The following is a 13,150-nucleotide window of genomic DNA, read 5'->3' on the forward strand; positions in this document are numbered from 1 at the left end:
TTTCCGGCCGGTCGGAGCTGTGGCGGCGGGCCGATACCGTCCGTGCGGCTGCGCCTCCGAGCCTGGGGGTGCGCCCCTGACACGGAGGCCTTTGCCAGATGAGACACATAACTGTGCTGTTCGTGCTCGCCCTGACCGCGAGCGGCCTGACCGGCTGCACGGTCGAGACGCAGGTCGGGACGCCGTCGGCGGGCCGGATCCTCGGTGCACCCACGGCCGATCTGCCACCGAAGGAGGGGCTGCTGGCGGCAGTGGACGCGCTGGACGGCACCTCGCACACCTACAAGATCAAGCAGGGCAACAAGACCGGCGAGGGCAGGATCGACCCCGCGAACAAGGCCGCCATGATGTCCATGGGCGGCCGGGTCGAGAAGCTCGACATCTCCGTGGCGTACACCGTCGTCGCGCCCGAGCTGTGGGTCAAGGCCGACTTCGGCCCGCTGCTCAACAAGGAGTGGGGCCTGGACCCCGCGCACTGGCTGCGCATCGACCGGTCGAAGGTCGGCGCCTCGGCGACACTACCGATCGACCCGGCCGGCGCACCCCGGCTGGGCCTCACCGAGCTGTGCAAGGACGGCCTCGGCGAGGTCGAGCGCACCGACGCCACCCACTACAAGGGCACCGTCGACGTGACGGCCGCCGACACCGTCCTGGCCCCCTCGAGCGACGCGGTGCGCAAGGCCGGCACGAAGGCCAAGGCGGTCCCGTTCACCGCGACCGTCGACGCCAAGGGCCGGCTCACGGACTTCACCGTCGACGGCGACGCGATCGACCCGGAGCTGTCGATGCGGCTGACGTTCGCCGGGTTCGGCTCGGTCCAGCCGGTCACCGAGCCGGCCGACGCTATCCCCGCCCCGGACTCGGTCTACGAGCTGTTCGAGTAACACCACCCTCGTGGGGTGCGGTGGGCTGCCGCACCCCACGAGGGTTTCCCCGTAATCCTATCGACTAGATAGCAATTAGTCCACGCCCGCGGCCGTCTTCGTGACGAGCGTGACGGGTCGTTGACAGCCGCGCATCGACGCTGCTGCACTGTTTCCATGGCCAGCACGCCACTGTGGACCCGCGACCACATCGACTTCGGTCGAGTGTGGTCGGCCAGCTGTCCCGCCTGACTCACGCCCGTTTCCCTCCAGCGACCCCCGCGCGACGCGGGATGCGTTCGCCACCGAACCACTTCGTGAGGAACCGTGATGTCGACCCCGCGTGCCCGCAAGCGTCCATCCACCGCAGACAGACACCGTTACGACTCGGCGTACGTCGTCGTCGCCGTCCCCGTCCCGGGTGGCGGTCCGGCCGGCGACGTGGCGCCGCCGCTCGTCTTCCGGCTCCGGCCCCGGCCCCAGGGCGGGCCGCGATGAAGCGGATCCGCACCGCCGTCCGCTGGCTGCGCTGGCTGGGCGGCACCGGCGCCACCACCCGCCGCCGTGTCCCGGTGCGGATGCCCGCGCCCCGCCGGCCCGCCACCACCATGTAGGCCCGGACCTGGCCGCGCGACACCTTGCGCACCAGGGCCACGCATCACTCAAGGCCGCGCGCAGAACAGCAAGGCGCTCCCGGTCGCGGAGTTGGAAGACCCTGCGACCGGGAGCGGGTGAGCCGGGACCCGTCAGCCCCAGACGCTCGCGGACCAGGCCTGGCCCGACCACGTGCGGCCGGACCACGTGCGACCCGACCAGGTCCGGCCCGACCACGTGCGGCCGTCCCACACGGCGCCGGACCACGTGCGGCCCGACCACGTGCGGCCGGCCCAGTTGCTGCCCGACCAGGTGCGGCCCGACCAGGTGCGGCCGTTCCACGTGTCGCCGTTCCAGGCGGTCCCCGTCGAGCAGACCTGCGCCCAGCCGGCCGGCGTCCACGCCTGGCCCATGATGTCGACCTCGCCGGTGAGCTCGGTGCCCGTGTCGGGGTCGGCGACGTGCGACGTGCCGCGCGACGCCTCCAGCGAGCCGAGGCCCGTCGCCGGCTGGTAGCCCTGCGCCGTGGCGGCCGGGGTCGGCGCCTTCACGGCGGCGGCGATGTCGAGCTGACCCGCGCCCTGGGCAACCTGGTCGCCGGCCTGCATGGCGTCGGCGGTGCCCGTCAGCAGCTGCTTCACCTGGTCGGGGGTGAGCTCGGGGCGCTGCTGCAGCAGCAGCGCGGCGGCGCCGGACACGACCGCGGCGGCCTGCGAGGTGCCGCTGCCGCGGAAGTACCGCTGGTCGGCGTCCTCGGGGATGCGCGCCTGCGGGTACGCGGCGTCGATGAAGGCGTTCGGCACGCGCAGCGACACCACCGACTTGCCGGGCGCGACGAGGTCGGCGTGGCGGGTCGCGTTGCCGCGGGTGCTGAAGTCGGCGACGACGTCGTCGGCGCGGTCCGCGGTGGTCAGCGGGTCGGCGGCGCCGACGGCCAGGACGTTCGGGTTCTGCGCGGGCATCCCGACGCGCGTCTCCTCGAGGCCGTCGTTGCCGACGGACACCACGACGACGATGCCCTTCTTCCAGGCCGCCTCCACCGCGTACGACAGCGGGTCGAGGCGCGGGTCCTGGGTCGAGTCGGTGCCGAACGACAGGTTGAGCACCCGGATGTTGAGGCCCGGGTCGTCCTTGTGCGTCACGACCCAGTCGATCGCCGCGATGACCTGCGAGACGTCGACGGCGCCGTCGGCCGCGGCGACCTTCATGTTGACCAGGTGCGCGTCCGGCGCGACCCCGACGAACCGCTTCTTGTCCGGCTCCTTGCCGGCCGCCACCCCGCTGTCACGGCCGGCGATGATGCCCGCCATGTGGGTGCCGTGCCCGAACGTGTCCAGGTTGCGCAGCGCCGGCGTCTGCGACTCGAACGACAGGTCGGGGCCGTTGACGACCTTCCCCGGCGCGTCGAGCCCCGCGACCGGCGCGATCCCGGAGTCGATGACCGCGACGCCGACGCCCTGACCGGTCAGCTTGGCGCCGGTCGCGTCGGTGGCCGACCAGACGTCCTGCGCCCCGATCGACTGGGTCAGGCTGTACATCGAGTGCTGGTCCTTGTCGGCGTTCCACTCCTCGCCCTGCAGGCGCACCGCGCCGTCGAGCGTGACGGCCCGTACACCCGGCGCGGCGCCCACGACAGCGAGCGCGCCGGCGGGAATCGTCGCGGTGAACGCCCCGACCAGGTCGAGGTGCTGCCCGACGGTGCCACCCACCCGGGCGACGGCGGCCTCCGCCCCGCCGCTCCCGTCATGCCGGACGATCACCGCCACCGACGCGTCGGCGGTGTGCCCGGCGCGGACGGCGGCGGACGCCGGCCCGACGAGCGGCCCGGCCAGCAGACCGGTCGCCGCGGTCGCGGCGACAGCGGCCCGGATCAGGGAACCTGAACGCATCAAACCTCCATCAGACGGTGCGGTCATTCGATCGTGCGCCCACCACGAGCCCGTCAGTGTCGTCCGATCAGCCGGTCCCGTCCGTATTCGTGGTAATCACAGCCACATCGCCCGATTCTGCACTGAATTCGCACCCGGCCCGCACCCGTTCTGCACCCGAGCCGGTCGTCTGCAACACTCCCAGGCATGCGCATCGAAGAGAGCGGGACGCCCGGGCGGGACGTCGACGTCTGGGCACCACACGACGAAGCGCTGTGGGGCAAGGCGAGCACCGGCGAGCGGTACCTGGCCGTCAGCGTGCGTTGACCGGCGCGAGTGGTGTGCGTCGCGGTGGTTCGACGCCGGTCGGCAGATGCGGGAGGATGACAGGGCGTCCTGGGACGCATCGGGAAGCGGGACGCATCGGGACGAAGGAGAGGCTCGTTGGGCGAGGACGGCGGTGCGCTGCGCGACGCGCGACTGCTGGCGATGCTCGACGACGACCGGCAGGGCTGGGTGCTCGCCACGGCGGTGCGCGAGGACGGCGAGATCGTCGACTTCGAGATGGTGTACATCAACGACGCCGGCTGCCGGTTCGCGGGGAGGCCCCGCGAGGAGCTGATCGGCCGGCGCTTCCGGGAGCTGTGGCCGGACACCGTGCACAACGGGACGGTGCCGCGCTACCGGGAGGTCGTGGAGACGCAGCAGCCCGTGACCCGCACGGTGTATTACGACCGGCCGAGCCTGACCGGGCACTTCGAGATGCGGGTCAGCCCGTGGGGCGACGGGATCGGGGTGCGGTTCGTGGACCTGCGGCAGCTGACGGTGGCGCCGCAGTCGACAGGTGGCACCCGGCTGTATGACGCCCTCGACGCCGCCTTCGACGGATTCGCATTGCTGCGTGCGGTGACCGACGGCAGCGGCGCGATCGTCGACTTCGTCTGCGACTACGTCAACCAGCTCGGCGCGAAGTTCGCCGGCCTCACGCCCGAGGAGGTCATCGGGCACCCACTCAGCGAGGTGTCACCCGGCAGCTGGGACGACGGCCTGTTCGACCGGTACCGGTCGGTCGCCGAGACCGGCGAGCCGTGGCTGGAGCAGCGGCCGTACCCGCAGGTCGACCAGGTGTGGGAGGTGAAGGTCGCCCGGGCGCGGGCCGACGCCGGCACGCCGGCCGTGGCGGTGTCGTTCCGGGAGATCACCGACGAGGTCGAGCGGCAGCGGCACCTCGCCGCCGCCGCCGCGGAGGCCGAGCAGGCCGCCGCCCGCGCGACGGAGGCGGCGGCCCGCGCCACGGCGCTGCAGACGGCGACGACGGCGCTGGTCGCGGCGAGCACGACGGCCGAGGTGTACGCGGCGATCGGCTCGGTGCTGCGCCCGTCGGCGGGTGGCCAGGGCCTCGCCCTCCTGCTGCTGCACGAGCAGCAGCTGCAGCTGCGGTTCCACGACGGCTACGAGCCCGACGTCGTCGACAGGCTTCGGGAGCTGCCGCTGGACCACCCGTATCCGGCGACGGCGGTCGCGCGGACCGGGCAGCCGCTCTACCTGACGTCCCTCGCCCAGTTCCACGCCGCGCAGCCGGACCCCGAGGTGGCGGTGCCGGCGGGCGAGCGGCAGGCCTGGGCGTTCCTGCCCCTGGCGGTCGGTGGTGAGGTCCTCGGCACGCTCGTCGTCGGCTACCGGAAGCCGCGCGAGTTCGACTACGACGAGCAGGCGACGCTCATGGCCCTCGCCGGCCTCGGCGCCCAGGCGCTGCAGCGGGCGCTGCTCTTCGAGGCGCGCACCACGCTCGCGTCCGCGCTGCAGCGGGCGCTGCTGCCCGCGACGCTGCCGCGCGTGCCGGGGCTGCGCCACGCGGCCAGGTACCTGCCGTGGACCCACGGCGTCGACGTCGGCGGCGACTGGTACGACATCATCGACCTCGGCGAAGGGGTCGTCGGCGTCGTCATCGGCGACGTCGCCGGCCACAGCGCGGCGGCCGCGGCGACGATGGGCCAGGTCCGCAACGCGCTGCGCGCGTACGCCAGCGAGCACCACAACCCGGCCAGCGTCGTGCACCACGTCAACCGGCTGCTGCTGGACCTGCACCCGGACACCATCGCGACCTGCTGCTACCTGCAGGTGCACCTCGCGGAGGGCACCGCCACCGCCGTCACCGCCGGACATCCCCCGCCGATGCTGCGCACCGCCGACGGCGTCCGCCGGCTGCGGCTGCGCCCCGGCCCGCCGCTCGGCGTGACCCCGGACGCGGTCTACCTCGACACGACGCTGCTGCTCCCGGAGGCGGCGACGCTGCTGCTCTACACCGACGGCCTCGTCGAGGACCGCCGGCACCCGATCGACCAGGGGCTGCGGGAGCTCCTCGCGGCCCTGCACAGCGCGCCGACCCGGGACCCCGGCGGCACCCTGGACCACATCCTCGGCAGTGACGTCGGCCCACGGCCCCGCACCGACGACGTCGCCCTCCTCTGCCTCACCAGCGACGCCGCGCCGGTCGGGCCGCCGTCCGCGCGGCGCCGTTTCCGGGGCGAGGCGATCAGCGCGTCCGCGGCCCGCCGCTTCGCCGCCGACGTGCTCACCGCGTGGAAGCAGGCACCGATCATCGACGACGCGCTGCTGCTGCTCGACGAGGTCATCACCAACGCGATCCAGCACACCGTCGGTGACGTGACCGTGGAGCTGCGCCTGGACGAGAACCTGCGGGTCACCGTCCACGACACCAGCATCCGCCCGCCGCAGCGGCGCACCTCCCCGACGGACGCCGACAGCGACAACGGCCGCGGCCTGCACATCATCGAGCACCTCGCGGCCGCGTGGGGCTCCGAGCTCGTCCCGACCGGCGGCAAGCTCGTCTGGTTCGAGATTCCCCGCGCCTGACAGGTCTCCGCCGGCGGCGCAGAATTTCCGGCGGCGGGCACAACCGATCCGGTCGGTGCTGCGATCCAGGAGGTGAGCGGGAGGGAGCCGGATGCGGGCCGACGAGGAGCACGCCTACGTGCAGTACGTGAGCGACCGGGTGCTCGCGCTGCGCAGGACCGCCTACCACCTGTGCGGGGACTGGCACGAGGCGCACGATCTGGTGCAGGCGACGTGCCTGAAGTTGTACCGGCACTGGGGCAGGATCAGCGCCGCGGACTCGCCGGACGCGTACGTGCGGCAGGTCCTCGTCAACGTGTACCTCCAGCAGCGCGGCACCTGGTGGGCGCGCAACGTGCGGCTGTTCACCGACGCCGAGCCGGACCTGCAGGACCTGCCCGCGCCGGCGACCGAGCACCGGGTCGACGTGCGAGCGGCGCTGGCCAGGCTGGCGCCGGGGCAGCGGGCGGTGCTGGTGCTGCGGTACTGGGAAGGGCTCGACGTCGCGGAGACCGCGCGGGCCCTCGGCTGCTCGACCGGCACGGTGAAGAGCCAGACGTCCTACGCTCTCGCGGCGCTGCGCCGCCTCATGCCCGACTACGCCTGGGAGGCCCGGTGAGCGAGCAGCTGTTCCAGTCGGTGCCGCTCGACGAGCCGCCGCTGCCGCCCCAGTACGTCGACACCCTCGTCGCGCGGGGGCGCAGGTCCGTGCGGCGTCGCCGGGCCGCCGCGGTGATCGCCGTCCTGGCGTTGCTGGCCGGTGGGCTGGGGCTGCTGCCGCTCGTGCGGCCGGTGGCCGTCGTGCCGGCCGCGCCGGGCGCGGCACCATCGCTGCCCGACCACATCGCGCCGTACTCGTCGCTGACCAGCACCGTCAGCCGCTCCCCCGGCGGGCGGGCCGTCATGCTGTTCGAGTTCGGCAACGGCGAGCTGTTCAACCAGTTCCAGCCGCTGGCGCTGGGCGCCGACCGGGACACGTACCGGCAGCTGGACGCGGCGGAGGGGCGGCGCGGCATCCGGCCCTGGCTGCTGTCGCCGGACGGGACGACCGCCGTCGTCACCGACGACCTGACCGCTGTCGACGCGCTGACCCTCATCGACCTGCGCACCGGGCGGCGGCGGGCGGTCCCGCTGCCCGCGCCGACGGGTGCGGTGCCGCTCGCGTTCTCCCCCGACGGGCGGACCCTGGCGTACTCGGCGGTGCCGATGCCGATGGGCGACCCGTACAACGACACCCTCGGCGAGTCCCGCCGGACCGGCGTGCTGGTGCTGGTCGACCTCACCACCGGCCGGCACCGCACGCTGGGCGGCGTGACCCCGGTCTTCGCCGCGTCGTTCGCGCCCGACGGGCAGCGGATCGCGGTCCAGACCGGGCCCCAGGTCGAGATCGTCGACCTCGACGGCACGGTGACGCGGACCGTCGACCTGCCGGCCGACCACGTCCTCACCATGAACGCCGCCTGGTCGCCGGACGGCCGGCTCCTCGCCGCGACCGGCGCCACGACGTCCGGCGGCGGCAACGGGACCGAGTATTACAACCGGCGGATCGTCTTCGTCGACGCCACCGGCAGCGGGCCGGTGCCGGAGCCGGTCGCGGCGGAGGAGATGCTCGGGTGGCGGTCCGGCGACCGGATCGTCGCGCTGGTCGCCGCCGGCAAGGGCGCCGGCGAACTGCGGGACGTGCCACTGGCGGCCGGGCTGCCCGGCACGCTGCTGAGCCGGTTCGACGCCGGGCAGAGCTGTGAGTTCGGGATGCAGACGTGCCAGGCGTACGAGATCCGCATGGCGACCGGCTTGCTGCCGTCCCTGGTGGTGCGCCCCGCCGACCCGGACCGCGGGCCGTGGCCCGGGTGGTTCACCCTGACCACCGCCGGCGGCAGCCTGTCCCTGGTCGTCGTGGTGTTCCTCCTGTACCGCCGGCTCACCCGCCGACGAGAGGCAGGTGCGTCGTGGGAAGGCGCTGGAACGGGATGAGGCCCTCGACCCGGTCGAGGCCCAGCTGGAGCACCTGGTCGGCGTCGACGGCCGCCGCGAGGAGCAGCGCGGTCGGCGTCGGGTCGACGTCGTCGACGAGGACGAGCGGGATCGTCCCCGCGTCGATCATCTCCGCGATCGCCGCCGTCTCGTGCGGGTGCGGCGGCGTCTCGGCGGTGATGGCCAGCACGGTGTGCGCCGGCAGGTGTCGGCGCAGGCCCGCGACGAGCTGGAAGCCGAGGCCCGTGCCGCCGTCCCGGCAGACGACCGCCACCTCGTGCCGGGTCGCGAGGGCCGCGAGGACGGCGGTGGCGTCGCCGAAGTACGCGCGGACCTGCGGCCCGTCCAGCGACACGATCGTCGTGGCGGCCTGCGACGCGGCATCGGCCGGCGACGCGACAGCGGCCGGCGCGGGGAAGGCGACGGCGGCGCCGATCCAGGCGCGCCGGGCGCGGAGGCTGCCCGCGCCGCAGACCGCGGCGGTGGCGAGCAGGATCAGCCCGATCGTGTACGAGCCGTTGAGGTCGTGCATGGTGTTGAGCAGCAGCGGCGGGAAGAGCCCGACCCCGCTGCCGGCGGCGCCGATCACGCCGGTGATGGTGCCGGCGTGGGCAGGCGGCGCGGTGCGCCCGATGAGCGCCAGCACACTGCCGAACGCGGTGCCCAGCGCGACCGCGACGCCCCCGAGGACCGGGCCCGCGACCCAGGCGAGTGGCGGCTCGAACGCCAGGACCAGCAGCAGCGCGGCAAGAGCGGTGAAGCACACGCCGATCACGGCGGTGGGGGCGCGCCGCCGGCACAACCATCCGCCGAACGACCCGGCCATCGCGCCGAGGCCGACCGCGGCCGCCGCGCCCAGCATGGCCGCGGTCCAGCCGACGCCGAACGTGTTGTGCAGGTACTCCGGCAGGTACACGTCGAGGGCGACGAGGCCGCCGCACGAGACGCCGTACCAGATGGTGAGATGGCGGGTGGCGGGCCGGCGCACCAGGGCGGCGACGGCCGACCAGGCACCCGCCGGACGTTGCCCGGCGGTGGGACGGTCGCGCAGCACGACGGCGGACAACCCGGCGTGGCCGAGCAGCGCGCAGGCCAGGATCAGCAGGCCGTGCCCCCGGTCGATGGCGACCGTGGCCCGCACCGCGACCCCTGTCGCGGCGGCGAGGCACATGCCCGCGGCGAAGAGGCTCAACGCGGATGCGCGGCGGCCGGGCGCGACGGCACGCACGACAGCGGCCGCGGCGGCGGGCAGGCCCGCACCCGCGACGCCGATGGTGCACGCCACGGCGATGAGCGCCGCGAGCCCGTCGGCGACGGTCAGGGCGGCCACCCCGATGGCCGCGACGACGCTCACCACCGGCAGCACGATCCTGGCGCCGAACCGGTCGGCCAGCATCCCCGCCGGGACCCGCACCAGCACACCGACGACGAGCGGCACGATGCCGAGCAGGGCCCAGGTGCCGGCGTCGAGCCCGAAGCGGTAGCCGAGCTGCGGGCCCATGGGTCCGATCAGCATCCACGTCCAGTAGTGCAGGACGTAGCCCGTGACGGTCAGGGCGAGCGTGACGCCGGCCCAGCTCGCGGGCGCCGCCCGTCCCGGGGGATCCGCCCGCCGCATCAGCATCGTGCCATCAGCCCAACACCCCCACGCGACGCTCGACCGGCCCACCTCGTCTGCTGGACCTCACTCCTCAACGACCTGGGGACGTCGCCGGTTACGCACCCCCGCGATGTGACGTCTGACATATATCCCTATTGGGTTGATAGGAATATGGTTCGGTCATGACGGCCCGCCCGCCCCGCACGCTCGCCACGGTCACCGCCGCCGGCGGGCACCCCGGCACCTACGAGCTGGCGCTCGACCCGGCAAGGTCCACCCTCGACACCGCCCGCCGGGTCGCCGAGCTGGCCGAGGCGGCCAGGTTCGACGCCCTGTTCGTGCCCGACCTGCTGACCTTCGGCGCGCAGGGCACGATCGGCGCACAGGAGCCGCTCGTCTACGTCGCGGCGCTGAGCCAGGTGACGACGCGGATCGGGCTGATCGCGACGGTCTCCACGACGTTCCACCACCCGTTCAACCTCGCCCGGCTGTTCGGCACGCTCGACCACGTCAGCAACGGCCGCGCCGCCTGGAACCTGGTGACGTCGTCGATCGGCGAGGAGAACTTCGGACCCGACCCGCTGCCCGGGCCGGAGGCGCGCTACGCCCGCGCCGCGGAGACCCTCGAGGTCGTCAACGCGCTCTGGGCCAGCTGGCGGCCGGGCGCACTGCGGCTCGGTCCCGACGGCACGGCCGTGCTCGACCCCGACAAGATCCGTCCGATCGACCACGCCGGGCAGTACTTCACCGTCGCCGGCCCGCTGAACATCCCGCCACTGCCGCAGGGCCGGCCGGTGCAGATCCAGGCCGGGCAGTCGCCGGCGGGCATCGAGCTCGGCGCGCGGTACGCGGAGGTCGTCTTCACCGCGCTGTCGAGCTTGACGGCGGCCCGCGAGTACACCGACCGGGTCCGCGCCCTCGCCGCCGCGCATCGACGGCCGGAAGGCCTGCCGCTCATCTTCAGCTCCCTGCACGCCACGTTCGGCGCCACCGAGCAGGAGGCGCGGCGGCTGGTCCGCGAGCGGCACGAGGCGATCGACTTCGAGGCCGGCCGGGCGCTGGTCGCCGACATGCTCGGCGGCGGTGTCGACCTGTCGGAGGCGAAGCTCGACGAGACGCTGCCGGAGCACCTGCTGCCGGACGTGTCGTCGGTGCACCGCCGCCGCGGCCGGGTCGAGATCTTCGGCGGGTACGCCCGCAGCGGGTACACGCTGCGCGAGCTCATCGTCGCGGCGCAGGACACCGGCCACTGGGCCGAGGCCGGCACCCCGGAGCAGATCGCCGACGCCGTCGAGGAGCGGTTCCGCGCCGGCGTGCTCGACGTCATGTCCGTCGGCGGCCTGTCGGACCCTCGGCAGCACGACTTCGTCGTCAACGGACTGCTGCACGAGCTGCGCAGGCGCCGCATCGTGAAGGACGACTACCTCGGGCCCACCCTGCGGGAGAACCTCGGCCTGCCGCCCCTGTCCACATTGTGAAGCTAATCCTATCGAAATAGTAGGCTTTTTGATAGACTGAGCTCAGCCGAAGCGAGGAAAGGCAGGCCCAACATGAGCGTGCACACGGTGCTGCACCCGACCGACCTGCGCCGGGTCTTCGGCGCGTTCCCGACCGGCGTGACCGCCATCGCGGCGCTCGTCGACGGGGTCCCGATCGGACTGGCCGCCAGCTCGTTCACGTCGGTGTCGCTCGACCCGCCGCTCGCGTCGGTGTGCATCGCGAAGACCTCGACGACCTGGCCGGTGCTCCGGCGCGCCGGGCGGCTCGGGGTCAGCGTCCTCAGCGCCGGCCAGGAGCATCTCGGCCGGCAGCTCAGCGCCCGCACCGGCGACCGGTTCAGCGGCGCGACATGGCGGGCCAGCAACTCCGGCGAGATCCTGCTCGACGGTGCCTGCGCCTGGCTGGACTGCAGCATCGAACGCGAGCTGCCCGCGGGCGACCACGACATCGTCCTGCTGCGCATCCACGACCTGCACGCCGAGCACGGCGGCGAGCCCCTGGTCTTCCACGCCAGCACCTTCGGCCGCCTGCAGCGCGCCGCGTAACGCCCGCGGCGGCGGTCATATGCTCGACGGATGATCGGAACGCTGGACGTCGTCGTGCTGGACGCCGCCGACTACCGCGGCCTGGCCGCGTTCTACGCCGAGCTCGCCGGCTGGGAGCAGACCCACGCCGACGACGACTGGGTGTCGCTGCGCGCGAACGACGGGTGGAAGGTCGGCTTCCAGCTCGCCCCCGACCACCGCCCGCCGCTGTGGCCCGGCCAGGACCGCCCGCAGCAGGCGCACCTGGACCTCCGTGTCCCCGCACTCGAGCCCGCCCTCGAGCGGGTCCTGGCGCTGGGCGGCACCCTGCTGCGCCGCAACGACCGCTGGATCACCGTCGCCGACCCGGCCGGCCACCCGTTCGACCTCTGCTGGCAGCCCGGCAACGACGGCGTCACCCTCCTCGGCCCGGTCGTGGACTGCGCGGACCCGTGGAGCCTCAGCCAGTTCTACACCGCGCTGCTCGGCAAGCCCCTCACCCACAACGACGACGAGTTCGCGCAGATCGGCGACAACGGCGACCGCCCGGTCCTGTTCCAGCGCGTCGCCGGCTACACCCCGCCCCGCTGGCCCGACCCGGCCCACCCGCAGCAGGTCCACCTCGACGTGCTGGTCGGCGACCTGGACGAGGCCGAGGCGGCGACCCTGGCGCTGGGCGCCACCAGGCTCCAGGCCGGCGGCGAGACCTTCCGCGTCTTCCTCGACCCGGTCGGCAAGCCCTTCTGCCTGTGCGCGGAGCCCGGCTGAACCCCGGCCCGGCCGCTCAGCCTCCTCGTTGAGCGTCGCCTACCGCCGGGCCGGTGCCCGGTCGGAGGCCTGATCGAGGCTGCGCAGGATCGCGGCCCCGGCGGCGTCCCACGTCTCGGTGTGGTGCAGCCACGACGGCGCCGGGGGCGGCTGCGGGCCGAACAGGAACCGGTGCGGCACGACGCCGCGCAGCGCCTCGTGCACGTCGAGCTTGTCGTCGACGAAGTGCGTGATCCCCAGCTCCGCGCAGTGCACGGCCTTCTCGGGCCGCCGCAGGCAGAACCGGAGGTGCTCGCGAGGGATGCCGGTCCGGGCCGCGAACGCGTGATGGTCGAGCCACAGCCGCGTGTGGCGCCGCACCCGCTCGCCACACTTGGAGATCAGCCACACCTGCTCGAAGCGGGGCACGAGACGGGCAAGGGCCTCGAACGCGCCGGGCACCGCCGGCGTGGCCAGCATCCTGGCGGTGTCGCCGCTGAAGAACTGGGTGTCGCCGCCGCCCGGGCCGGACCCGCCGATGATGACCCGGCCGATGTCGACGCCGAGCCTGCTGCCTGCTGTGTTCATGGGGTTCAGCGTCGCCGTCGCGGCGCTAGCGCGGAA

General features: G+C 73.8%; 10 protein-coding genes. 7 read left to right on the top strand and 3 right to left on the bottom strand.

Annotation, left to right across the window (positions count from 1 at the left end; genetic code table 11):
• The first annotated feature begins 98 nt into the window (after positions 1 to 98).
• Positions 99 to 884 carry a hypothetical protein gene (locus ACFY3L_RS24565; RefSeq protein ID WP_389328286.1) on the top strand — a complete coding sequence of 262 codons (786 nt, stop codon included), beginning with the start codon at positions 99 to 101 and terminating at the stop codon, positions 882 to 884.
• Between the two features lie 725 nt (positions 885 to 1,609).
• Here the strand turns inward: ACFY3L_RS24565 and ACFY3L_RS24570 are convergent.
• On the bottom strand, positions 1,610 to 3,346 hold the full coding sequence (locus ACFY3L_RS24570) for a S8 family serine peptidase (RefSeq protein WP_389328289.1): 1,737 nt from the start codon (positions 3,344 to 3,346) through the stop codon (positions 1,610 to 1,612).
• 423 nt (positions 3,347 to 3,769) lie between these two features.
• Here ACFY3L_RS24570 and ACFY3L_RS24575 point away from each other — a divergent pair, with 423 nt between their 5' ends.
• The 3 genes from ACFY3L_RS24575 to ACFY3L_RS24585 all read left to right on the top strand — a co-directional run bounded on the left by ACFY3L_RS24575 (position 3,770) and on the right by ACFY3L_RS24585 (position 8,155).
• On the top strand, positions 3,770 to 6,202 hold the full coding sequence (locus ACFY3L_RS24575; RefSeq protein ID WP_389328292.1) for a SpoIIE family protein phosphatase: 2,433 nt from the start codon (positions 3,770 to 3,772) through the stop codon (positions 6,200 to 6,202).
• Between the two features lie 91 nt (positions 6,203 to 6,293).
• Positions 6,294 to 6,800: a SigE family RNA polymerase sigma factor gene (locus ACFY3L_RS24580; RefSeq protein WP_389328295.1), complete on the top strand. Its 507-nt coding sequence runs from the start codon at positions 6,294 to 6,296 to the stop codon at positions 6,798 to 6,800.
• Positions 6,797 to 8,155, top strand: a complete 1,359-nt coding sequence (locus ACFY3L_RS24585) for a WD40 repeat domain-containing protein (protein ID WP_389328298.1) — start codon at positions 6,797 to 6,799, stop codon at positions 8,153 to 8,155. Before ACFY3L_RS24580 ends, ACFY3L_RS24585 begins: the two co-directional genes overlap by 4 nt.
• Here ACFY3L_RS24585 and ACFY3L_RS24590 read toward each other — a convergent pair.
• A complete protein-coding gene (locus ACFY3L_RS24590; RefSeq protein WP_389328301.1) occupies positions 8,103 to 9,779 on the bottom strand; it encodes a nitrate/nitrite transporter in 1,677 nt (558 codons plus the stop codon). The genes ACFY3L_RS24585 and ACFY3L_RS24590 overlap by 53 nt on opposite strands.
• Before the next feature lie 158 nt (positions 9,780 to 9,937).
• On the opposite strand from ACFY3L_RS24590, the gene ACFY3L_RS24595 reads away from it, so the two are divergent.
• The 3 genes from ACFY3L_RS24595 (at position 9,938) to ACFY3L_RS24605 (ending at position 12,547) form a co-directional block, all read left to right on the top strand.
• Complete coding sequence (locus tag ACFY3L_RS24595; protein WP_389328304.1) at positions 9,938 to 11,233, top strand: NtaA/DmoA family FMN-dependent monooxygenase; 1,296 nt, start codon at positions 9,938 to 9,940, stop codon at positions 11,231 to 11,233.
• A gap of 72 nt (positions 11,234 to 11,305) precedes the next feature.
• A complete protein-coding gene (locus ACFY3L_RS24600; protein ID WP_389328307.1) occupies positions 11,306 to 11,800 on the top strand; it encodes a flavin reductase family protein in 495 nt (164 codons plus the stop codon).
• 30 nt (positions 11,801 to 11,830) lie between these two features.
• The gene (locus ACFY3L_RS24605) at positions 11,831 to 12,547 is read left to right on the top strand and encodes a VOC family protein (protein ID WP_389328310.1); all 717 of its coding nucleotides are present in this window, start codon (positions 11,831 to 11,833) and stop codon (positions 12,545 to 12,547) included.
• 39 nt (positions 12,548 to 12,586) lie between these two features.
• Here ACFY3L_RS24605 and ACFY3L_RS24610 read toward each other — a convergent pair whose 3' ends face one another.
• A complete protein-coding gene (locus ACFY3L_RS24610; RefSeq protein ID WP_389328313.1) occupies positions 12,587 to 13,114 on the bottom strand; it encodes a hypothetical protein in 528 nt (175 codons plus the stop codon).
• Positions 13,115 to 13,150 lie beyond the last annotated feature (36 nt).

It is taken from the genome of Dactylosporangium sp. NPDC000521 (assembly GCF_042898305.1).
Lineage (GTDB): Bacteria > Actinomycetota > Actinomycetes > Mycobacteriales > Micromonosporaceae > Dactylosporangium.

Coding starts and splice junctions, on each gene's coding strand:
- ACFY3L_RS24565 (WP_389328286.1), top strand. CDS start 99: ATGAGACACATAACTGTGCTGTTCGTGCTCGCCCTGACCGCGAGCGGC.
- ACFY3L_RS24570 (WP_389328289.1), bottom strand. CDS start 3,346: ATGCGTTCAGGTTCCCTGATCCGGGCCGCTGTCGCCGCGACCGCGGCG.
- ACFY3L_RS24580 (WP_389328295.1), top strand. CDS start 6,294: ATGCGGGCCGACGAGGAGCACGCCTACGTGCAGTACGTGAGCGACCGG.
- ACFY3L_RS24590 (WP_389328301.1), bottom strand. CDS start 9,779: ATGCTGATGCGGCGGGCGGATCCCCCGGGACGGGCGGCGCCCGCGAGC.
- ACFY3L_RS24595 (WP_389328304.1), top strand. CDS start 9,938: ATGACGGCCCGCCCGCCCCGCACGCTCGCCACGGTCACCGCCGCCGGC.
- ACFY3L_RS24600 (WP_389328307.1), top strand. CDS start 11,306: ATGAGCGTGCACACGGTGCTGCACCCGACCGACCTGCGCCGGGTCTTC.
- ACFY3L_RS24605 (WP_389328310.1), top strand. CDS start 11,831: ATGATCGGAACGCTGGACGTCGTCGTGCTGGACGCCGCCGACTACCGC.
- ACFY3L_RS24610 (WP_389328313.1), bottom strand. CDS start 13,114: ATGAACACAGCAGGCAGCAGGCTCGGCGTCGACATCGGCCGGGTCATC.